General features: G+C 72.1%; 17 protein-coding genes. 4 read left to right on the top strand and 13 right to left on the bottom strand.

Annotated elements, in window-relative coordinates; genetic code table 11:
- Positions 1–129 precede the first annotated feature (129 nt).
- From LE181_RS12910 to LE181_RS12860, 11 genes are all read right to left on the bottom strand, one after another.
- The gene (locus LE181_RS12910) at positions 130–1,413 is read right to left on the bottom strand and encodes a thymidine phosphorylase (RefSeq protein WP_225661393.1); all 1,284 of its coding nucleotides are present in this window, start codon (positions 1,411–1,413) and stop codon (positions 130–132) included.
- Between the two features lie 95 nt (positions 1,414–1,508).
- Positions 1,509–1,904, bottom strand: a complete 396-nt coding sequence (locus LE181_RS12905; RefSeq protein WP_225661392.1) for a cytidine deaminase — start codon at positions 1,902–1,904, stop codon at positions 1,509–1,511.
- Positions 1,901–3,190 carry an ABC transporter permease gene (locus LE181_RS12900; protein WP_225661391.1) on the bottom strand — a complete coding sequence of 430 codons (1,290 nt, stop codon included), beginning with the start codon at positions 3,188–3,190 and terminating at the stop codon, positions 1,901–1,903. Before LE181_RS12900 ends, LE181_RS12905 begins: the two co-directional genes overlap by 4 nt.
- Entirely contained in the window at positions 3,187–4,293 is a 1,107-nt protein-coding gene (locus tag LE181_RS12895) for an ABC transporter permease (RefSeq protein WP_225661390.1), read from the bottom strand. Before LE181_RS12895 ends, LE181_RS12900 begins: the two co-directional genes overlap by 4 nt.
- A complete protein-coding gene (locus LE181_RS12890; RefSeq protein ID WP_225661389.1) occupies positions 4,290–5,864 on the bottom strand; it encodes an ABC transporter ATP-binding protein in 1,575 nt (524 codons plus the stop codon). The genes LE181_RS12895 and LE181_RS12890 overlap by 4 nt, the downstream gene beginning before the upstream one ends.
- Positions 5,865–6,112: 248 nt before the next feature.
- Positions 6,113–7,144, bottom strand: coding sequence for a BMP family lipoprotein (locus tag LE181_RS12885; RefSeq protein WP_225661388.1), 1,032 nt, complete (start codon positions 7,142–7,144; stop codon positions 6,113–6,115).
- Between the two features lie 130 nt (positions 7,145–7,274).
- On the bottom strand, positions 7,275–8,507 hold the full coding sequence (locus LE181_RS12880; RefSeq protein ID WP_225661419.1) for an amidohydrolase: 1,233 nt from the start codon (positions 8,505–8,507) through the stop codon (positions 7,275–7,277).
- Between the two features lie 106 nt (positions 8,508–8,613).
- Positions 8,614–9,765 (bottom strand): hypothetical protein, encoded by a 1,152-nt coding sequence (locus LE181_RS12875; protein WP_225661418.1) that lies wholly within the window; start codon positions 9,763–9,765, stop codon positions 8,614–8,616.
- A gap of 146 nt (positions 9,766–9,911) precedes the next feature.
- Entirely contained in the window at positions 9,912–10,856 is a 945-nt protein-coding gene (locus LE181_RS12870; protein WP_225661387.1) for an N-acetylneuraminate synthase family protein, read from the bottom strand.
- Complete coding sequence (locus LE181_RS12865; protein ID WP_225661386.1) at positions 10,853–12,319, bottom strand: acylneuraminate cytidylyltransferase; 1,467 nt, start codon at positions 12,317–12,319, stop codon at positions 10,853–10,855. The genes LE181_RS12870 and LE181_RS12865 overlap by 4 nt, the downstream gene beginning before the upstream one ends.
- A 14-nt stretch (positions 12,320–12,333) precedes the next feature.
- Entirely contained in the window at positions 12,334–13,659 is a 1,326-nt protein-coding gene (locus LE181_RS12860; RefSeq protein ID WP_225661385.1) for a DUF6716 putative glycosyltransferase, read from the bottom strand.
- Positions 13,660–13,845: 186 nt separating this feature from the next.
- Here LE181_RS12860 and LE181_RS12855 point away from each other — a divergent pair, with 186 nt between their 5' ends.
- The 3 genes from LE181_RS12855 (at position 13,846) to LE181_RS12845 (ending at position 17,458) form a co-directional block, all read left to right on the top strand.
- On the top strand, positions 13,846–14,841 hold the full coding sequence (locus LE181_RS12855; protein WP_225661384.1) for a glycosyltransferase family 2 protein: 996 nt from the start codon (positions 13,846–13,848) through the stop codon (positions 14,839–14,841).
- Positions 14,838–16,247: a polysialyltransferase family glycosyltransferase gene (locus tag LE181_RS12850; RefSeq protein WP_225661383.1), complete on the top strand. Its 1,410-nt coding sequence runs from the start codon at positions 14,838–14,840 to the stop codon at positions 16,245–16,247. Before LE181_RS12855 ends, LE181_RS12850 begins: the two co-directional genes overlap by 4 nt.
- A gap of 71 nt (positions 16,248–16,318) precedes the next feature.
- Entirely contained in the window at positions 16,319–17,458 is a 1,140-nt protein-coding gene (locus LE181_RS12845; protein WP_225661417.1) for an acyltransferase family protein, read from the top strand.
- Here the strand turns inward: LE181_RS12845 and LE181_RS12840 are convergent.
- Complete coding sequence (locus LE181_RS12840; protein ID WP_225661382.1) at positions 17,390–18,094, bottom strand: TetR/AcrR family transcriptional regulator C-terminal domain-containing protein; 705 nt, start codon at positions 18,092–18,094, stop codon at positions 17,390–17,392. The genes LE181_RS12845 and LE181_RS12840 overlap by 69 nt on opposite strands.
- A gap of 71 nt (positions 18,095–18,165) precedes the next feature.
- Here LE181_RS12840 and LE181_RS12835 point away from each other — a divergent pair, with 71 nt between their 5' ends.
- Positions 18,166–19,761, top strand: coding sequence for an FAD-dependent monooxygenase (locus tag LE181_RS12835; RefSeq protein ID WP_225661381.1), 1,596 nt, complete (start codon positions 18,166–18,168; stop codon positions 19,759–19,761).
- 55 nt (positions 19,762–19,816) lie between these two features.
- On the opposite strand, the gene eno is transcribed toward LE181_RS12835, so the two are convergent.
- Positions 19,817–21,124 (bottom strand): phosphopyruvate hydratase, encoded by a 1,308-nt coding sequence (eno, locus tag LE181_RS12830; RefSeq protein ID WP_225661380.1) that lies wholly within the window; start codon positions 21,122–21,124, stop codon positions 19,817–19,819.
- Positions 21,125–21,173: the final 49 nt, after the last annotated feature.

Raw genomic sequence — 21,173 nt, 5'->3', positions numbered from 1 at the left:
CAGCGGTGCAGCCACACTCCGGCCACCGCGCAGCGCAGCGGAGCGGCCCCGCCGCACGACGAAGGCCCCCGCCAAGCACATGGCGGGGGCCTTCCTCGTGCGGCGACGCTACGCGTCAACCGCTACGCGTCACGCAATGCGGTCCAGAACGATCGGGTTCGCCTTGAACTCCGTGCCCGCCTCCGCGATCTCCACGCCGCCGTCGAGCGCCGCCAGCGCGTACTCGAACTTCTCCGGCGTGTCCGTGTGCAGCGTCATCAGCGGCTGGCCCGCGACCACCGTGTCGCCCGGCTTGGCGTGCATCTCGATGCCCGCGCCGGCCTGCACCGGGTCCTCCTTGCGGGCGCGGCCGGCGCCGAGGCGCCAGGCCGAGACGCCCACCGCGTACGCGTCGAGCTTCGTCAGCACACCGGACTCGGCCGCCGTCACCACGTGCTGCTCACGGGCCACCGGCAGAACGGCGTCCGGGTCACCGCCCTGGGCGATGATCATGCGGCGCCAGTGGTCCATGGCCGAGCCGTCGCGCAGGGCCTTCTCCGGGTCCGCGTCGGGCAGGCCCGCCGCGGTGAGCATCTCGCGGGCCAGGGCCAGCGTCAGCTCGACGACGTCCGCCGGGCCGCCGCCCGCCAGGACCTCCACCGACTCGCGGACCTCAAGGGCGTTGCCCGCGGTGAGGCCGAGCGGGGTGGACATGTCGGTCAGCAGGGCCACGGTCTTGACGCCGTGGTCGGTGCCCAGGCCCACCATCGTGGACGCCAGCTCGCGCGCGTCGGCGATGTTCTTCATGAAGGCGCCGGAGCCGACCTTCACGTCCAGCACCAGCGAGCCCGTGCCCTCGGCGATCTTCTTGGACATGATGGAGCTGGCGATCAGCGGGATCGCCTCCACCGTGCCCGTGACGTCGCGCAGCGCGTAGAGCTTCTTGTCCGCCGGGGCCAGGCCGTCGCCGGCGGCGCAGATGACGGAGCCGACGTTGCGCAGGACGTCCATCATCTCGTCGTTGGAGAGCAGGGCCCGCCAGCCGGGGATGGACTCCAGCTTGTCGAGGGTGCCGCCGGTGTGGCCGAGGCCACGGCCGGAGAGCTGCGGCACCGCGGCGCCGCAGGCGGCGACGAGCGGGGCCAGCGGGAGGGTGATCTTGTCGCCGACGCCGCCGGTGGAGTGCTTGTCCGAGGTCGGCATGGGCAGGGACGAGAAGTCCATGCGCTCGCCGGACTTGATCATCGCGGCGGTCCAGCGGGCGATCTCCGCACGGTCCATGCCGTTGAGCAGGATGGCCATGGCGAGCGAGGACATCTGCTCGTCGGCGACCTCGCCGCGCGTGTACGCGTCGATCATCCAGTCGATCTGCTCGTCGGTCAGACGGCCGCGGTCGCGCTTGGTGCGGATAACGGAAATGGCGTCCATCAGCACATTTTCCTTAGGTTCGTAGTCCTCAGGTCTTCCCGGGGCCGGAAAGTGACCCGGACGGGCTGAAACATCAGCCCGTCCGGCGCTTAGGGACATCTTCAACGATTCAGGTCGGCGGGCCCAAACGCGTCGGGGAGGAGCTCGGCGAGCGGGCGGATGCCGCTCGTCGTGTCCACCTCCAGCTCGGGGCCGCCGTGTTCCCACAGCAGCTGCCGGCAGCGGCCGCACGGCATCAGGATGTTGCCGTGGCGGTCGCAGCAGGTGAAGTGCGTCAGGCGGCCGCCGCCGGTGGCGATCAGCTCGGAGACCATGCCGCACTCGGCGCACAGGGCGACGCCGTAGGCGGCGTTCTCCACGTTGCAGCCGGTGACGACGCGGCCGTCGTCGACCAGGGCCGCCGAGCCGACGGGGAAGCCGGAGTACGGGGCGTAGGCCCGGGACATGGCGTCCCGGGCCTGCGCGCGCAGGGCCTCCCAATCAGGGGAGTCGGTCACTTGCCCTGGCCCTTCCGGTAGGGCTGGCCGTCGGCCTTGGGCGGCCGCAGGCGCTGTGCGGAGAGCGACAGCACCAGCAGGGTCGCGACGTACGGCGTGGCGTCGACGAACTCCAGCGGCACGGTCGTGGTGAGGAGGTACCAGACGACGAGCACGGCGACGATGACCGCGCTCGCGATCGCCTGCTTGCTCTTGCCCTTCTTCAGCTGCCAGGCGACCAGGCCGACGAGCAGCACCGCGACGAGCAGCAGCAGCGCGTGGACGGTCGGGCCGCCGGAGCGCAGCTGGAGGCTGTCCATGAAGCCGAACAGGCCGGCACCCATGGCGACGCCGCCCGGACGCCAGTTACCGAAGATCATCGTGGCGAGACCGATGTAGCCGCGGCCGCCGGTCTGACCGTCGGAGTACATGTGCGTGCCGATGGCGAGGAACGCGCCGCCGAGGCCCGCGAGGGCGCCGGAGACGACCACGGCCGCGTACTTGTAGGTGTAGACGTTGACGCCGAGGGACTCGGCCGCCACCGGGCTCTCACCGCAGGAACGCAGGCGCAGGCCGAAGGCGGAGCGCCACAGCACGAAGAACGTGCCGACGAAGAGCAGCGCCGCGACGATTGTCAGCCAGGAGACGTCGGAGACCAGGCCGTCGAGGATGCCGGCGAGGTCGGAGACGAGGAACCAGTGGTGCTTCTCGATCGAGTTCAGCCAGTCGGACAGGCCGGGGATCGAGAAGTGTCCCATGTTCTCCATGACGGGCGACTGCTTGTCGTTGCCGCCCGCCAGCTGGGCCGCGCTGCCCTCGGCACCGAACCACAGCTTGGCCAGGTACTGGGTGACGCCCAGGGCCAGGATGTTGATGGCCACACCGGAGATGATGTGGTCCACGTTGAAGGTGACGGTGGCGATGGCGTGGATGAGACCGCCGAGCGCGCCGCCGAGGATGCCGGCGGCCGCGGCGGCCCAGGGGCCGTGCTGCCAGCCGACCCAGCCGGCGCTGAAGCTGCCGAGCATCATCATGCCTTCGAGGCCGATGTTGACGACGCCGGCCCGCTCGGACCACAGGCCGCCGAGGCCCGCGAGGCCGATGGGCACGGCCGCGCCGAGCGCGCCGCTGAACTGACCGGAGGAGGTCAGGTCGTCCGCGCCCGTGATGACGCGCAGTGCGGACAGCAGGATCAGTGCGCCGGCGATGCCGAGCATGATCACGGGGGCGGAGAGCCTGCGCTTCCCGTTGTCCTTGTTCTTGCCGCTCAGCCGCTCGGCGAGCGAGGAGGTGAAGGTCGTACTCATGCGGAAGCCTCCGCCTTGTCGCTCTTACGGGCCTGGGCGGCGAGCTCCTCGCCGACCTTGCGCTGCTGGACCTTGAGTCCGTACCGGCGCACGATCTCGTAGGCGATGACGACGCACAGGACGATGACGCCCTGGATCACGCCGACGATCTCCTGGGCGTAGCCCTCGAACTCCAGCTGGGTGCCGGTGCGCTCAAGGAAGCCCCAGAGCAGGGCCGCGAGGGCCATGCCGATGGGGTTGTTGCGGCCGAGCAGCGCGATGGCGATACCGGTGAAGCCGATGCCGGTGGGGAAGTCGGTGCCGTAGTTGTACGAGACGCCGAGCAGGGTCGGCATGCCGACCAGACCGGCCATGGCGCCGGAGAGCAGCATGGAGGTGATCACCATGCGCTTGACGTTGACGCCGCTGGCCTGGGCCGCGGACTCGGAACGGCCCACGGTGCGCAGGTCGAAGCCGAAGCGGGAACGGTTCAGCACGAACCAGTAGGCGAGACCGGCGACGGCCGCGACCACCACGAAGCCGTAGATGGGCTTGGGCGTGGTCGGGATCTCGAAGAAGTGCGCGGAGTCGGGCAGGTAGGGCGTGTGGATCAGGTTGCCCTCCTTCTCCGCCAGCCGCCCGTCCTGCAGGAAGTAGCCGATGACCGAGGCGCCGATGGCGTTCAGCATGATGGTGCTGATCACCTCGCTGACGCCGCGGGTGGTCTTCAGCACGCCGGCGATGCCGGCCCACATGGCACCGACGATCATCGCGATGATGATGATCACCGGGATCTCGATGATGCCCGGCAGCGTCAGCGAGGCACCGACGACCGCGGCGAAGAACGCCGCGATGCGGTACTGGCCGTCGACGCCGATGTTGAACAGGTTCATCCGGAAGCCGATGGCCACCGCCAGCGCGGACAGGTAGTACGGCGTCGCCTTGTTGATGATCCAGACCTGACTGTCGGCCTTGGAGCCGAAGTCGACCATGACCTCATAGGCGTGGAACGGGTCCTTGCCGGTGGCCGCGATGATGACCGAGGTGATGACCAGTGCGGTGACGATCGCCAGGACCGGGGCGGCGATCCCCAGGATCAGCTTGTTCTTGTCGAGCTTCTTCACTTCGCGTCACCGCCTTCCTGGTTCTCGTTCTCCTCGGTGGTCTCCGAGGAATCTTCGGTGTGCTCAAGGTGTCCGGAGGCGGCGCCGGTCATGGCCGAGCCCAGCTCCTCCGGGGTGATCGTCGCGGGGTCGGCGTCGGCGACCAGGCGGCCGCGGAACATCACCCGCAGGGTGTCGGAGAGCCCGATCAGCTCGTCCAGGTCGGCGGAGATCAGCAGGACCGCCAGGCCCTCGCGGCGCGCCTCGCGGATCTGGTCCCAGATCTGCGCCTGCGCACCGACGTCCACGCCACGGGTGGGGTGGGCGGCGATGAGCAGCTTGGGCTGGTGGCTCATCTCACGGCCGACGATCAGCTTCTGCTGGTTGCCGCCGGAGAGCGAGGCCGCGGTGACCTCGATGCCCGGGGTGCGCACGTCGTACTCGCGGACGATCCGCTCGGTGTCGGCGCGGGCGGCCTTGATGTCGATGAGGCCCTTCTTGCTGTTGGGCTTCTCGGTGACGTGGCCGAGGATGCGGTTCTCCCACAGCGGCGCCTCCAGCAGCAGGCCGTGGCGGTGGCGGTCCTCGGGGATGTACCCGATGCCGCCCTCGCGGCGCTTGCGCGTCGGGGCCTGGGTGATGTCGGCACCGTCGAGGGTGACGACGCCGCCGTCCGGGTGGCGCATGCCCATGATGGCCTCGACGAGCTCGGCCTGGCCGTTGCCCTCCACACCCGCGAGGCCGAGGACCTCGCCCTTGTGGATGGTGAAGGTGATGCCGTCCAGCACCGCGCGCACGACGCCGTCGGAGTCGGTGGCCGACAGGTGCAGGCCGTCGACGGTGAGCATCGGCGTGTCGGTGACCGTGGACTCGCGGGTCTCCGGCGAGGGCAGCTCCTCGCCGACCATCAGCTCGGCCAGCTGCTTGGGCGTGGTCTGGCTGGGGATGGCGGTGCCGACGGTGGTGCCGCGGCGGATGACGGTGATGTCGTCCGCGACGGAGAGCACCTCGCCCAGCTTGTGCGAGATGAAGATGACCGTCAGGCCCTCGGACTTGAGCTCGCGCAGGTTGTCGAACAGGGCGTCGACCTCCTGCGGGACCAGGACGGCCGTCGGCTCGTCGAGGATCAGCGTGCGGGCGCCGCGGTAGAGGACCTTGAGGATCTCCACGCGCTGGCGGTCGGCGACGCCGAGGTCCTCCACGAGGACGTCCGGGCGCACGCCCAGGCCGTACGCGTCGGAGATCTCCTTGATCTTCGCGCGGGCCTTGTTGCCGATGCCGTGGAGCTTCTCGGCACCGAGGACGACGTTCTCCAGGACGGTGAGGTTGTCGGCGAGCATGAAGTGCTGGTGCACCATGCCGATGCCGCGCCCGATGGCGTCGGCCGGCGTGTTCAGGGTGACCTGCTCGCCGTCCAGGGTGATGGTGCCCTCGTCCGGCTTCTGCATGCCGTAGAGGATCTTCATCAGGGTCGACTTGCCGGCGCCGTTCTCGCCGCAGAGGGCGTGAACGGTGCCGCGGCGGACCGTGAGGTGGATGTCGTGGTTGGCCACGACACCGGGGAACCGCTTGGTGATACCCGCGAGTTCCACCGCCGGGGCGGTACTGCTGGTTTCTGTGGTGGACGCTTTGATGGCGCACTCTCCTCGGGGAAAGGGAGCGAAAAAGTCGGCTCGGCCATGCGGGGGAACGGCGGGGCCTGCTGGGCGGGGGCGAGGCTACACGTCCCAATGGGGTGCTACGCGCGTAGCGTTGACTCGCGTATGCGGGCCCGGCCACGAGGAGTAATCCCCGCTGCCGGGCCCGCAGTCCTTACAGGCCGGTCATCACCGGCCCGTGATCACGGGGAGGTGCGGACCTTGACCTGGCCGTCGACGATCTTCTTCTTGGCAGCGTCCAGCTGCTCCTTGATGTCGTCGATCTGACCGCCGGAGGTGGCCAGCGAGACGCCGCCGTCCTTCAGCAGGTAGGCGTGCGGGCCCGTGAGCGGCTTGCCGTCCTTGACGCTCTTGATGAGGTCGAAGACCGACACGTCCACGTTCTTCACCACGGAGGTGAGGATGGAAGCCTTGTACTTCTCCAGACCCGGCTGCTGGTACTGGTCGGAGTCGACGCCGATCGCCCAGGCGCCCTTCTGGGCGGCGATGGCCTCGATCGAACCGTTGCCGGAGAGGCCGGCCGCGGTGTAGATCACGTCGACGCCCGAGTCGAGCATGCCCTTGGCCTTCTCCTTGGCGGCCGCCGGGTCGTTGAAGCCCTTGTCGTTGTTCGGGTACAGGTACTGCGAGACGACCTCGACCTTGGAGTCGGTGTCCTTCGCGCCCTGCTCGAAGCCGGCCTGGAACTTCTGGATCAGGGCGTTGTTCACGCCACCGATGAAGCCGACCTTGTGGCTCTTGGACTTCAGCGCGGCGGCGACGCCGGCCAGGTAGGAGCCCTCGTGCTCACCGAAGGTGATGCTGTCGACATTGTTGCCCGGGACAACCGAGTCGACGACCGCGAAGGTGGTCTTGGGGTAGTCCTTGGCGACCTTCTCGATCGACTTGGCGTAGCTGAAGCCGACGCCGATGACCGGGTTGTAGCCCGCCTCGGCCAGCGAGTTCAGCCGCTGCTCGCGGTCGGCCTCGGTCTCGCCGTTCTTGGCGGTCATCATCTTGGTGCTGATGCCCAGCTCCTTCTCCGCCTTGTCCGCGCCACGGGCGGCGGACTCGTTGAAGGAGTGGTCGTCACGGCCGCCGACGTCGAACGCCAGACCGGCGCCCTTGTCCTTGCCGCCACCGGACTCGGTCGAGGACTCACCACAGGCGGTGAGAGTGAATGCAAGAGCCGCGGTGGTGATGCCCGCGACAGCGATAGTGGATACCCGGCGCACGAGGGGCCCCTTCACTCGAAGCGCCTCCATTGGCGCTGGTTCGCGGGAATCGTAACGCGCGTAGATGCAGATAAAAGGGGTACCTGAAAGCCGTTATCGGATCGTCGCGAACCAGTCTTGACCAAACCGCCTACATTCGGTTGCCGTCCAGCAAAGCTGCGGCCGTGAAGAGCTCCACCCCCACCTCGATCGCGTGCTCGTCGACGTCGAAATCGCCGCAATGCAGGTCACGACGGGTGTTATCACCCACTGGGCGGACGCCCAACCGGGCCATCGCGCCGGGGACGTGCTCCAGGTACCACGAATAATCTTCGCCACCCAGGCTCTGCTCGGTGTCCTCCACTGCGTACCGCCCGCGACGCGTCGCCATGGCCCGCCGCAGCAGCCCCGTGACCTCGGGATCGTTGACCACCGGGGGCACGCCCCGGATGTAGTTGATCTCCGACTTGGCCCGGTGCAGCGTAGCGATCTCGTCGACCGCGGCGTGCACCAGGTCGGGCGCCTCGCGCCAGGTGTGCAGGTCCAGGCAGCGGACGGTGCCGGCGAGCTCGGCGTGCTGCGGGATGACGTTGCACGCGTGGCCGGTTTCCAGGCGTCCCCAGGTGACCGAGAGCCCCGAGCGGGCGTCGGCGCGCCGGGCGATCAGCGCCGGCACGTCCGTGGCGACCCGGGCGACGGCGGTCACCAGGTCGGTGGTCAGGTGCGGGCGGGCGGTGTGGCCGCCGGCGCCGGCGAGGCTGACCTCCAGCCGGTCACAGGCGGAGGTGATGGCTCCGGTCCGCAGGCCGATCTTGCCGACCTCGACCTTGGGGTCGCAGTGCAGGGCCAGGATCCGGCCGACGCCGTCCAGCGCCCCGCACTCGATGGCGTCCAGGGCACCGCCGGGCAGCACCTCCTCGGCGGGCTGGAAGATCAGCCGCACGGGGTTGGGCAGCAGCCCCTGCTCGGCCAGGTCCGCGAGGACGAGGCCGGCGCCCAGGACGACGGTGGTGTGCACGTCGTGGCCGCAGGCGTGGGCCATCTTGGGGATCGTCGAGCGGTAGGGGACGGTCTTGGTGTCCGGGATGGGCAGTGCGTCGAGGTCGGCGCGCAGGGCGAGCACCGGGCGGCCGGCGGAGGCGTACGACGCGCCGTCCCGGCCGATGTCGCAGACCAGTCCCGTGCCCCCGGCGAGCGTGCGCGGTCTGAGCCCGGCCTTCTCCAGCCTCGCCCGTACCGCCGCGGTGGTGCGGAACTCGCGGTTACCCAGCTCGGGGTGCATGTGCAAGTCCCGCCGGAACGCGATGAGTTCGGCACGCAGTCCGGAGGGGAGCACGCCGGGCAGGTCACCTTCGACGGTTTCGGGGTCGGCTTCGCAGGGCATCAGATGGTTCACCCTGCGAAGCGTAGAGCCCCCGATGGGGCAACTGTCCCTCAATCAAGAAAAGTTCAGCCGCATGGATGGGTCGACAGAGGGGTATGACCCGTATTTACGGCGTACCTTCGGCGACACGCGCCGCCGGAACGGGCACACGCGGCAGCTTCCGTACTTCCCGCGCGGTGCCGGTGACCCCGGCCAGGAAGCCCTCGGCGCGGGGTGAGGCGTGCTCGGTGAGCCAGGTGGGGTCGATGTCGCAGACCGCTACGCTCACCCCTGCGCCCGCGAGGGCCAGCGGCAGGGTGTGCACGACGGTGGACGGGAAGCTCAGGACCGTACGGCCGATGGGGCCGCGCCGGGCGACCAGCTCCAGCGGCAGCTCGGGCCGCACGACCTCCAGGCCCAGCCGGGCGGCTATGCGGTGCAGCTTCTCGGCGCTCTCGCGGCGGTGGGCGAAGTAGCGGGTGGCGCCGTGGGTCAGGGCGAGCGCGGCGACGGCGTCCAGATAGCGCTCGGGGTCGACCACCCCGGTCTCGACGAGCGAGGTGCCCACGAGGTCGGTGCCACGGGTGAGGCGGGGAGGGCCGTACGTGGCGCGGGTCCAGGCGAAGTCGTTGGCCGTGACCGTCACTCCGGGTGGCGGTTCGACGGGCATGGAGGTGAAGACCTCCACCGTACGGCGGGCGTTCGGCGTGAACTTGCGGCGCACTGATGCGGATACCGGCGCGAAGACGACGTCACGCGCCCCGGGTCGTGCGCGGCTCGTCTGGCGGTGCCACCGTACGAGCCGTTCGCCGCGGGCCAGTTGGGAGACGAACTCCATGGTCGCGGTGCCGTCGTCCACGACGACGAGTTCGCGGGCGCGGGTGATGGTCAGCAGCAGCTGCACGTAGCGCGAGAACGGATCGCCGACCACCACCCGCCGGGCCCTGCGCAGCGGGCCGGCCAGCGAGCCGACGGTGTGCAGCGGCGCCCCCGGGCCGCCCCGGGCCTCCTCCCAGCGGACCCGGTACCCCTGGTCGCGTGCCAGTTCGGCCATCCGGCGCAGCTGGCCGCGGGTCATGGGGTCGCGGGGGGCCAGGACGACGACGAGCAGGTCGCCGGCGAGCGGGGTGATGTCCCGGCGTTCCGGCTGGCGGGGCACTCCGTCGCACAGCGGGGGCACCTCGGCGCGCGGAGCGGACGCGGGGGCGTCGCGGCGGGCGGCGCGGTACGCCCATTCGAGGACGTTCAGCAACTGCACCGGGCTCTCGACGAAGGCCAGGGTGGGGGCCGGCGGTTCCTTCGCGCCCCGGAGGCGGCGGGCGGGAGCACCCGCCGCCTCCGGGGGCGGGCCGGGAGCCGGCCCCTGGGGGGTGGTCACCGGCGGGCCGGGGACCGGCCCCTCGGGGGTGGTCACCGCGCGGCCCGTCAGACCGCGACGGGTTCGCGGTCGCCGGCCTCGGCGAGGACCCCCGCCACGCGGCGCAGTTTCCGCATCGGGCCCAGCTCGCTGTCGTACACCCGCTTGACGCCGTCGCCCAGCGACTCCTCGACGACGCGGATGTCGCGCACGAGCCGCTGGAGCCCGCCGGGTTCGACGGAGGCGGCCTGGTCGGAGCCCCACATGGCGCGGTCGAGGGTGATGTGGCGCTCGACGAACGAGGCCCCCAGGGCGACGGCGGCGAGGGTGGTCTGCAGGCCCGTCTCGTGGCCGGAGTAGCCGATGGGGACGTTGGGGTACTCGGCCATCAGGGTGTTGATCACCCGGAGGTTGAGCTCGGCGGCCCTGGCCGGGTAGGTGGACGTGGCGTGGCAGAGCACGATGTTGTCGCTGCCGAGCACCTCGACCGCGTGGCGGATCTGCCGCGGGGTGGACATGCCGGTGGAGAGGACGACGGTGCGGCCGGTGGCGCGCAGGGCGCGCAGCAGCTCGTCGTCGGTGAGGGAGGCCGAGGCCACCTTGTGCGCGGGCACGTCGAACTTCTCAAGGAAGGCGACGGACTCGGTGTCCCAGGGGGAGGCGAACCAGGCGATGTCGCGGGTGCGGCAGTGCTCGTCGATCGCGCGGTACTCCTCCTCGCCGAACTCGACGCGGTGGCGGTAGTCGATGTACGTCATCCGGCCCCAGGGCGTGTCGCGTTCGAGCTGCCACTGGTCACGCGGCGTGCAGACCTCGGGGGTGCGCTTCTGGAACTTCACGGCGTCGCAGCCGGCGTCGGCGGCGGCGTCGATCAGGGCGAAGGCGTGGTCGAGGTCGCCGTTGTGATTGATGCCGATCTCACCGGTGACGTAGACGGGGTGGCCGGGACCCAGGGGACGGTTGCCGAGGAAACGGGTACGGGTGCCGGTGCCGCTGCGCGGGGCGGAGGTCATGAGGAGGCGGTTCCTTCACGGGAGGGGACGGGCGGGCGGGGCGGGACTGGACGGGCGGGAGGGCCGGCCGGTGGCTCGGCGTCGAGGGCCGGGCCGAGGAGCCAGCCGGCGATCTCGCGGACGGCGCCGCTGCCGCCGGGCGTGGTGGTCACGGCCCGGGCGGCGGCGCGTACCGGCCCGTGGGCGTCGGCGACGGCCACGGGCCAGCCGACGAGGCCGAAGCAGGACAGGTCGTTGACGTCGTTGCCGGCGTAGAGCACCCGTTCGGGGGCGATGCCGCGTTCCTCGCACCACCGTTTGAGCGCCAGGTCCTTGCGCTCGCTGCCGTGGATCACGGGCACGCCGAGCTTTCGGCCCCGGGCGGCGACCACGGGGTTGGTCTCGGTCGACAGGATCAGCAGCTCCAGCCCCGCCCGGCGCAGCGCGGCGATGCCGAGCCCGTCGCCGCGGTGCACGGCCACGAGTTCGCGCCCTTCGGCGTCGATGAGGACGCGGTCGTCGGTCTGGGTGCCGTCGAAGTCCAGGACGACGGCGTCGACGTCCTGCCGGGTGGGCAGCGCGCCGGGCTCGGCGTCGAGCAGGGGTGCGAGGGCGCGGGCGCGGGCGAGGTCGTGCGGGTCGTCGATCTCCAGGACGCGGGCAGGGTCGGTGCGGACGAGTTCGGTGCGGCCGAAGAAGCGGTGGCGGGTGGTGCGGAAGCCGGTGGCTTCCATGGCGTAGGCGGCGCCGGTTTCGAGGAGGTCCTGGGGGCGGTCCTGGCGGCGGGGGCGGTGGGAGGGGGCGTGGTTGACGCCGGTCCCGTGCCTTCCCTGTCCGCGCCGGCGCGCGTCGTCCTCAAACGCCGGCCGGGCTGGATGTTCCGCCGGTCCGGGCGACCCATCCAGCCCCTCCGGCGTTCGAGGAGCGGGGTCCGGGGCGGAGCCCCGGGGAACGGGGGAAGGGCGGGGCTGGGGAATCGCGCCGCAGGCAGCCTCAGCCGCCTCCTCCCCCTCCTCCCGCCACACGAAGCCATGGAACGGCGCCACCGTCAGCGCACTGTCCGCACCCCCCTCGACGACAGCGCGAGCCACCCCGTCCACGTCCTCCGCCGTGAGAAACGGACTGGTGCACTGCACCAACAGCACCGTGCCGACCGCCCGGTCGCCACGCGCCTCGTACGCCTCCATCGCATGCAGCACCGCCGCCTCACTCGTCGCCGTGTCCCCCGCGATCGCCGACGGCCTCCGTACGACCGAAGCCCCCGCGCTCCGGGCCGCCGCCGCGATCGCCGGGTCGTCGGTCGAGACGACCACGTCCGTGACCAGCCGTGCCGCCTGGCACGCGCGTACCGCCCGGGCGACGAGCGGGACGCCTCCGACGGCGGCGAGGTTCTTGGAGGGCACGCCCTTGGAGCCGCCGCGGGCGGGGATGACGGCCAGGACGGCCGGTGGAGCCGGTGAAGCCGGAGCCGGTGGAACGGACACGGTGTCCTCCTGAGTCACAGCTCCCCCAGCCGGCGGATGACGGGCGCCACGCGCTGCACCCCGTGCCGGTAGGCACCGCGGGCCATGTCCCGCAGGGCGGTGCGCGTGGCGCGGCGCAGGGCGTTCTCCTCGCGGGCGGGGGCCGCACGCCCGGGCAGGGGGCGGCCTTCGGGGTCGAAGCCGTGGCGGGCGAGGACCGCGGGGAGGTAGCCGGGGGCGGTGCGGGCGGTGTAGTAGGGGACGAGCGGGGGCAGGGCGGGGCGGGCGGTGAGATCGGCGATGCGCTCGCGGGCCGCGTCGAAGGCGTGTGCGTACGAGCCGTCGGGGGCGACGCCCTGGCGGGCGGTCCAGCGAGGGTCGGGCGCGGGCAGGTGGCCGGCGTCGAGTTCGTCCCAGGAGGCCAGGCAGCCGGAGCCGAGGAAGTGGTGGTTGCCGAGCGGCTCGCGGATGCCGAGGTCGGTCAGGACGGCGGTCGGCACGGCGCGGTGGAGGGATTCCAGGGCTGCGGTGGAGCTGACGGTGACCAGCAGGTCGGTGCGGTCCAGGACCTCGCCCATGTGCCCGTACACCAGGCGGCAGTTGGGCGGCAGGCCGCCGGGGAGGCGGGCGGCGAGCTTCTGGTACGGGTGTTCCTCGATGTGCGTGGTGTGTTCGCCGGGGCGGCTGCGGAGCTTGACCAGGACCTCGCGCCGGGGGTGCAGACGGGCGTGGCGGGCGGCGCGTTCGAGCAGGTAGAGCCGGTCGGCGCGGCCGTCGGGTACGGACGGCTGGGCGGCGAACACCACGGTGTACGGCCGTTCCGGGGACGGTCCGGCGTACCGCTCGCCGTCGAGGAAGGGCAGCGCGCACTCGGTGACGCCGTCCGCGGGGGCGCCGGCCCCGGCGTACACGGCGCGGAAACGTTCCGCATCGTCACGGGAGTTGGCGAGGACGACGTCCGCGCCGTGCCGCAGCAGCAGGCCGTCGGCGAGTTTCTCGTACACGACGCCGACGTAGCCGGTGACGACGACGGGGCGGGCGGGGGCGCCGGCCCAGGCGTGCCGGAGTCCGTGCAGCATGGCCTGCACCGCGCCCCCGACGCAGGCGAGCACGACGACGTCGTACCGCTCGCGGCCGGCCGTGGCGACGAACCGGGCGCCGGTGACCTCGCGCAGCACGTCCGTGCGGACGCCGACCTCGGCGAGCTGGCGGACCGTGGGGGTCGCGCGGCCTCTCAGCAGGTAGCCGTCGAGGGGGCCGCCGGGGGCGAGCCGGTGCGCGGTGAGCGCCCCCCACTTCCACCGGGTGTCGGAGTCCGCGAGCACGGCGACCCGTGGTGGGGTTTCGGTACGTGATGGCACGCCGACGACGATAGAAATCCATTCCGTTTGGCTGCCCAACGGGACTTCAACAGCCGGTAAACAGCACACCGACGGCCGGCGAATCGGTTGACGGAAAAGGCGGTTCATCGATCCGCCGTGCTTCGTTCACCTTCGCTTACGCCCTGCGTCAGGGCGAATGCCGGAGGGGCGCATAGCGTCACGCGCGTGGTCAAGCTCTCCGTCGTCGTGCCGTTCTTCAACGTGCAGACATATGCGCCCGACACCTTGCGAAGCCTGTGCGCGAACGCGCGTGAGGACTTCGAATTCATTCTCGTCGACGACTGTTCGACGGACGGCACGCCGGACCTGCTGGAGCGTGCCGGGCGCGAGGTGCCGGGGGCGGTGCTCGTGCGGCGCACGGCGAACGGGGGGCTGGCCACCGCCCGCAACAGCGGGCTGGACGTGGCGCGCGGGGAGTACGTGACGTTCCTCGACGGCGACGACTGGCTGGCGCCGGGTCACTGCGCCCGGCTGCTGGCGGCGGCCGAGGAGCTGGGCGTGGACTTCGTCCGCACCGATCACGTGCAGTGCACGGGGCGGGTGCGGACGGTCCACCGGGTGCCGGTCGGCCGGCGCGGGGAGGTGCTGCGGCCGCGCGGGGCGATCCTGCCGGCCGACCGTTCGACGTCCGTCGACTATCCGTACGCGTGGGCGGGCGTCTACCACCGCCGGCTGCTGGACCGGGGTCTGCTGCACTTCCGGGACGGGCTGCGCACGGCCGAGGACCGGCCGTGGATCTGGCGGCTGCACCGCGAGGCGGAATCCTTCGCCGCCGTCGGGCTGCTCGGCGTCTTTTACCGTCGCGGGGTCGCCACGTCACTCACCCAAATCGGTGATGTGCGGCAGCTGGATTTCCTCCGTGCGTTCGACCAAGTAATTGACGAAACGGCGTGCGATCCGGATGCGGATAAACTCCTGCCGAAGGCCGTTCGTACGTATTGCGCCATCATGGCGCACCATCTCGGATCTATCGAGAGATTCGAACCCGCGGTCGCCAGGACATTGCGTTCGAGAAGTGCGGAGGCACTCCGGCGCCTGCCCGGGGACCTTCTCCAGGACGCCCTGCACGCGATGGACGAGGACCGTGCCGCCCGGCTGCGCAGGCTGCGCCGCCGGCCCGGGCGGCCCGCGCCCGCGGCGGCGGGGGTGGCCGTCCGATGAGCGCTCGCCGCCGCACGCAGATCCTCCTCGCCTCGACGCTCTACGGGGCCGCCACGCTGGCCGCGGCGATCGACGCCGGGCTGCTGCCCGCGGCCGGCCGCCGACTGCTGCTCGTCGCCAACACCGCGGCCGTCCCGGAGACCACGCCCGCCTTCGACGAGACGCCCGGCTTCGAGCTGCTGCGCGACCGCTTCGACGGGGTGCTGTCCTGGAACGAGACCATCAGCCCCTTCCACCCCACCGGCTGGTCCCCGCGCCCCGACGACGTGCCGCTGTGGGAGCGGCACCTGCGGCTGCTCTGGGGCCTCGGCGAGGACGAGGTGACGATCGTCCTGGAGTCCATCCAGGTCAACCCGGCCCTCGCGCTGGCCCAGCTGTTTCCCGACGCGCCCTTGGAGGTCTACGCGGACGGGCTGATGAGCTACGGGCCCACGCGCAGCAAGCTGGACCCGCTGATCGGCACGCGCGTGCGCCGGCTGCTCCACCTGGACCTGGTCCCCGGCCTGGAGCCGCTGTTGCTGCAGGAGTTCGGGGTCACGGCGCAGGTCGTGCCGGGCGAGGTGTTCACCAAGGTGCTCGCCGAGCTGGCGGACGGGGCCGGGGCGGCCCTGCCCCGCGTTCCCGAGGGGGCGGCGCTGCTGCTCGGCCAGTACTTGTCGATGCTGGACATCCTCACGCCGGCAGAGGAGGAGCGGCTGCACGTGCGCATGCTGCGCGGCGCGGTCGGGCGCGGCCATCGCGAGCTGGTCTTCAAGCCCCATCCGTCGGCGCCGGCCCGCTGGTCGCGGCTGCTGGAGGAGGAGGCGGACCGGCTCGGCGCGACGCTGACCGTCCTGCGGACTCCGGTGCTGGCCGAGGTGGTCTACCAGCGGCTGCGGCCCGCGCTCGTGGTGGCCTGCTTCTCCACCGCGCTGCTGACGGCGCGCACGTTCTACGGCCTGCCGGTCGCCCGGGCGGGCACGGATCTGCTGCTGGAGCGGCTGACCCCGTACCAGAACAGCAACCGCGTGCCGGTGACGCTCGTCGACGCGCTGCTGCCCGGGCTCGCCGAGGAGGACGGGCCGCCCGGCGACCCGGACCACGTGGGCGGGCTGCTCGCCGCCGTCGGCTACGCGATGCAGCCGCAGGTCAATCCGGGGCTGCGCCCGGCCGCCGAGCGCTACCTGGCCGCGCGCCTGGACGCCCGTACGTGGCGCTACTTCAAGCGGCGCCGGCTGACCGTGCTGGCCCTGCCCGGGGCGGTCCCCGCGCAGCTGGGCTTCCTGGCGCGGAGCCGCGCGGTGCGCCGCGCGGCCCGCCGGGCGCGGGCACTGCGCAGGCGCCTCGCGCTGCGCCTTCCCGGACAGCGGACGGCCGGCCGTCGTCTTCCGGCGGATGCCGCCCGCGCCCGTGGCGGCGCGCGGTGAGGCCCGGCGCAGGCTTCCTCGCGGCCGCGCGGGGTGCCGTTCCCATCCGGGTGAACGGCGACGGGGCGTCGTTGCCGGAGCCGGGCGGCGGTCGGGGACGCGAGGCGGCGGGCGGGCGGCTGCGGGCCCTGGACGGGTTACGGCTGCTGGCGGCGCTGATGGTGGCGGCGTACCACTACGGCGGGCGGGACGGCGACGTCAGCCGGGCGTGGGGGGCTTCGCCACGGCACGAGTTCCCGCACCTGTCCGCGGCGTTCGCCTACGGCTGTCTGGGGGTGCAGATCTTCTTCGTCATCAGCGGCTTCGTGATCTGCATGAGCGGCTGGGGCCGTCCGCTGCGGTCGTTCGCCGCCTCGCGCGCGGCCCGCCTCTATCCCGCCTACTGGGCCGCCGTCGTGCTCGTCACGCTGGTGTTCGCCCTGCCGTGGGTGACGTACCGGACGGTGTCGGCCAGCGACACGCTCGTCAACCTGACGATGCTGCAGCAGCCGGCGGGGGCGGAGCGGGTGCTGGGGGTGTGCTGGACGCTGTGGGCGGAGGTGCGCTTCTACGCGTTGTTCGCGCTGTGCGTGGTCCTGCCGGGGGCGACGCGGCGGCGGGTGGTGCTGTTCTGCGCGGGGTGGACGCTGATGACGGTGATCACGACGGCGTCGCACGTGGAGTTCCTGCGGGTGGTGTTCATGCCGGAGTACGCGTCGTTCTTCATCGGCGGCATCGGCCTGTACCTCGTCCACCGCTTCGGGAACGACGCGGTCGCCTGGGGCGTCGTGGGGGTGAGCTTCCTGCTGGGCCAGCACTACGCGGTGGCGGGTCTGTCGCACCCGCCGAACCCGCACTACTTCTCCTACCGCTCCCCGTACGTCATCATCGCCGTGCTCGCGCTGGGCTACGCCGCCGTGGCGGCGGTGGCGACGGGCCGGACGGGCTGGGCGAACTGGCGGTGGCTGCCGTTCGCGGGGGCGCTGACCTACCCCTTCTACCTGGTGCACGAGCACCTGGGGTGGGTGGTGATCGGCGCCCTGCACCGGGGGCTGGGCGTGCCCTCGTACGCGGCGTTCGCCCTGACGGTGCTGGTGATGCTGGCGCTGGCCTGGGCGCTGCACCGCTGGGTGGAGCGCCGCTTCACGCCCGTGCTGCGCAGGTCACTGAGCGGTGACGCCGCCGCTTCCGCCGGCGTCCGGGGCCGGGGCGCGGCGGGCGGGCTGCATTAGCGTCACGTCGATGCCCGCGACGATCGCGGCCAGGCTCTCCTCGAAGCCCTTGTCGAGGTCGCCGAAGAACTCCCAGCCGGCCTGGCCGGCCAGGGGGAAGCCCTCCAGGCGGTGGGCGCGGCCGTCCGGTTCGTACGCGGGGTCGCGGCTGCCGCCGGGGAGCGGGTAGACGGACTGCTCCTCGATGACGTAGCCGACCGCGAAGGTGTGGGCGGTGAACCAGGCGCGGGCCCCGCCGCGCACGGTGGCGCCCGCGCCCGTCCACACCTCCAGGAACCGCTCCAGCGGTATCGCGTGGTGGTTGGCGGTGAAGCGCGTGCCGCTGAAGACCTTCGCGCCGTCGCGGTAGTCGAGCAGGGTGCGGCGTGTGACGTGGGCGGACGCGGTCAGGTGCTCCTGCCACGTGGCGGCCTCGATGCCCTCCAGGGGTTCGAGCATGCGCCGCATGAGCTCGGTGGCCATCTCGTCGAGCAGTTCCTGCTTGTTCTTGAAGTGCCAGTACAGCGCCGGTGCCTGGACGTTCAGCTCGTTGGCGATGCGCCGGAGGGCGAGCCCTTCGAGCCCCACGTCGTTCAGCACTTCGAGCGCGGTCTCGGCGACCCGCGAACGGTCCAGTTTCCCCAGTCGAGTTCCCACGCTTGACAGCTTAACGGCGTTCAGGCCACGCTGAACACCATGCACTTAACAGCGTTAAGGGGGACGGCGGCATGAGCATCGACACGCGCAACGGCACGACCATGGGCACCGGCGCCGATACGGGGGTCGCGGGGACACGAGGGGCGGACGAGGGCTCCGGCACGGAAGTGCTGATCGTGGGCGCGGGCCCCACCGGGCTCGTCCTGGCCATCGATCTCGCCCGCCGCGGCATCCGCCACCGCATCGTCGACCGCGAGTCCCGCGGCTTCCCGGGGTCGCGGGGAACGGGCCTGCAGCCGCGCAGCCTTGAGGTCTTCGAGGACCTGGGCGTGCTGCCCGCCCTCCTGGCCGCGGGCGGGCCGTGCCCGCCGATGATGAGCTGGGACGGCGCCACCCGGATCGGGGAGTGGGAGCTCGTCGAGCGCGCCGCCCCCTCGCCCACGGTGCCGTACGGCGAGATCCTGATGCTCCCTCAGTGGCGCACGGTCGAGATCCTCGGCGAGCGCCTGGCGGAGCTGGGCGGTCACGTCGACTACGACACCGGGCTGACGGACTTCGCGCAGGACGCCGACGGCGTCACCGCCACCCTCACGCGTGCGGACGGCGGGCGGGAGACGCTGCGGGCGGCCTACCTGGTCGGTACCGACGGCGGGCGCAGCACCGTGCGCCGGGCGCTCGGCATCGACTTCGAGGGGGAGGTCGTCGACCCCCGCCCCGTCCTGCTGGCGGACGCCTTCGTGGAGGGGATCGAGCGCACGCACTGGCACATCTGGCCCACGGCGCCGGGCGGGACGCTGATGCTGCGCCCCCTGGAGGGCGTGGAGACCTTCCAGTTCATGGCCCGCTTCGACGAGTCCGGCCAGGAGCCGGACGCGGAGCGCGACGGCACGTCCGAGGCGCTGCAGCGCCTGCTGGAGGAGCGGACGGGGCGTACGGACCTGCGGGTGGGCGCGGTGACATGGGCCTCGACGTTCCGGGCGCGTGCCGCGATGGCGGGGCGGTTCCGCGAGGGCCGTGTCTTCCTCGCCGGGGACGCGGCGCACGTCCACTCCCCCGCGGGCGGCCAGGGTCTGAACACCAGCGTGCAGGACGGCTACAACCTGGGCTGGAAGCTCGACGCGGTGCTGCGCCGGAGCGCGCCGGACGCCCTGCTCGACACCTACGACGCGGAGCGGCGCGAGGTGGCGGCCGGCGTGCTGGGCCTGAGCACCCGCGTGCACCACCGCGACCAGGGCGGGGACGGCACGGGGGGCCGCCCCCGCCGGGGTCCCGAGACGCATCAGCTCACCATCGGCTATCCCACCAGCCCGCTGACCTGCGAGCTGCGCCGGGAGGTCCCCGAGGGTGCGGTGCGGGCCGGGGACCGGGCGCCGGACGCGCCGTGCAAGGACCCTGCGGGGGCCACGGTCCGGCTCTTCGACGCCTTCTGCGGGCCGCGGTTCACGCTGCTGGCCGTGGGCCACGAGGGCGGGCTGCCGCCCGTCGACGACGGTCTGGTGCGGACGTGCCGCGTCGAGGGCCCGGCCCCCGACCTGCGGGATCCGGACGGTCACGTCCACGACGCGTACGGCAGCGGGCTGTTCCTGATACGGCCCGACGGGTACGTCGGTCTGGCGACCGACGACCCGGCGGACGTGAGCGCATACCTGACGGCGGTGGGCGGCTAGCGCCGCATCGGGCGGCGTTCGCCGTGTCGACGGCGGCGCGCGCTCCGTGCGGTGGTCATCCCCGGCGCAGTGCGACGCGGCCCGCGAAGCGCGCCGCGTCGCCCAGCTCCTCTTCGATGCGGATCAGCTGGTTGTACTTGGCCGTGCGGTCGGAGCGGGAGAGCGAGCCGGTCTTGATCTGGCCGCAGCCGGTGGCCACCGCCAGATCCGCGATGGTGGTGTCCTCCGTCTCGCCCGAGCGGTGCGACATGACGGCCGTCCAGCCCGCCTGGTGGGCCGTGGCCACCGCCGTCAGCGCCTCGGTCAGGGTCCCGATCTGATTGACCTTGACCAGGACCGAGTTGCCGACGCCGGTGCGGATGCCCTCGCGCAGCAGCGTCTCGTTGGTGCAGAAGACGTCGTCGCCGGTGAGCTGGCAGCGGTCGCCGACGCGGGCGGTCAGCTCGCGCCAGCCGTCCAGGTCGTTCTCCGCCATCGGGTCCTCGATGGAGACGACCGGGTAGGCGTCGATGAGCCCGGCCAGGTAGTCGGCGTGCTCGGAGGGGGTGCGGCGCACCCCTTCGCCCGCGTAGTCGTACATCCCGTCGCGGAAGAACTCCGAGGACGCCGGGTCCATGACCAGGCCGATGTCCGTGCCGGGGCGGTAGCCGGTGCGCTCGATGGCGGTCATCACGAAGTCGAGCGCCTCCTCGGCGGTGCGCAGCGCGGGTGCGAAGCCGCCCTCGTCGCCGACGCCCGTGGAGTGCCCGGCGGCCAGCAGGTCGCGGCGCAGGGTGTGGAAGACCTCGCTGCCCATGCGGACGGCTTCGGCGAAGGTGTCCGCGCCCACGGGCGCGATCATGAACTCCTGGAAGTCCAGCGGATTGTCGGCGTGGGCGCCGCCGTTGACGATGTTCATCATCGGCAGCGGCAGGAGGTGGGTGTCGGCGCCGCCGAGGTAGCGGTAGAGGGGTTGGCGGTGGGCCGCCGCGGCGGCCTTGGCGGCGGCGAGGGAGACGCCGAGGATCGCGTTGGCGCCGAGCCGGGACTTCGTGGCGGTGCCGTCGAGGGCGACCAGCGCGGCGTCGAGACCCGCCTGGTCCGTCGCGTCCCGGCCGCGCACGGCCGCCGCGATCTCCCCGTTGACGTGCGCCACCGCGCGGTCGACGCCCTTGCCGTGCCAGCGCGCGGCGTCTCCGTCGCGCAGTTCCACGGCCTCCCGGGCGCCGGTGGAGGCGCCGGAGGGGACGGCGGCGCGCCCCAGGGATCCGTCCGCCAGGACGACGTCGACCTCGACCGTGGGGTTGCCCCGGCTGTCGATGATCCGGCGGGCGGTGACGGTCTCGACGGCGGCGTCGACGGCTCGGAGCGCTTCTGCGGACATGGGAGGTCCTTCCCGTTGTCGTGTGCCGTGGCCCCGGCTGCGACAACGC

The sequence above is a fragment of the Streptomyces sichuanensis genome, from assembly GCF_020328095.1.
Classification (GTDB): Bacteria; Actinomycetota; Actinomycetes; order Streptomycetales; family Streptomycetaceae; genus Streptomyces; species Streptomyces cinnamoneus.
The sequence above is the reverse complement of the archived record's forward strand: the minus strand, read 5'-3'. Positions and strand labels throughout refer to the sequence as shown.

Excerpts from the sequence above, each read along its gene's own strand:
- LE181_RS12900 (WP_225661391.1), bottom strand. The coding sequence starts at position 3,190 with ATGAGTACGACCTTCACCTCCTCGCTCGCCGAGCGGCTGAGCGGCAAG.
- LE181_RS12880 (WP_225661419.1), bottom strand. The coding sequence starts at position 8,507 with ATGCCCTGCGAAGCCGACCCCGAAACCGTCGAAGGTGACCTGCCCGGC.
- LE181_RS12870 (WP_225661387.1), bottom strand. The coding sequence starts at position 10,856 with ATGACCTCCGCCCCGCGCAGCGGCACCGGCACCCGTACCCGTTTCCTC.
- LE181_RS12850 (WP_225661383.1), top strand. The coding sequence starts at position 14,838 with ATGAGCGCTCGCCGCCGCACGCAGATCCTCCTCGCCTCGACGCTCTAC.
- LE181_RS12835 (WP_225661381.1), top strand. The coding sequence starts at position 18,166 with ATGAGCATCGACACGCGCAACGGCACGACCATGGGCACCGGCGCCGAT.
- eno (WP_225661380.1), bottom strand. The coding sequence starts at position 21,124 with ATGTCCGCAGAAGCGCTCCGAGCCGTCGACGCCGCCGTCGAGACCGTC.